Here is a 323-nt window from a genome sequence, read left to right on the forward strand (position 1 = left end):
TGAGTGGTGGCCGAATTAGACCAGCTGTAAGAATAATTTTCAGTACCTCCTGAAACGGCCAGATCAATTTCTCCATCTCCGGCTTCATCACAGCTGAGTTTTTTGGAGGAGGTGATGGTAGCAATTAAGGTGTCAGGTTGAGTAATCTCAACAGAGGCCGTAGCTGTACAGTTATTATCATCAGTTACAGTGACGGAATACGTTCCAGCTGCCAGACCACTTAAATCTTCTGTAGTCGCAGAATTTGACCAACTGTAATTATAATGGCCTGATCCGCCTGAAACCTCGAGATCAATGGCTCCATCATTTGACTTATAGCAGCT

General features: G+C 44.3%; 1 protein-coding gene. It reads right to left on the reverse strand.

From position 1 onward, the window contains the following. Window positions 1–323: SprB repeat-containing protein (locus AFM12_RS19410; RefSeq protein WP_172678823.1), on the reverse strand; the 323-nt coding region annotated here is incomplete at both ends.

The sequence above is a fragment of the Jiulongibacter sediminis genome (assembly GCF_001306455.1).
GTDB lineage: Bacteria > Bacteroidota > Bacteroidia > Cytophagales > Spirosomataceae > Jiulongibacter > Jiulongibacter sediminis.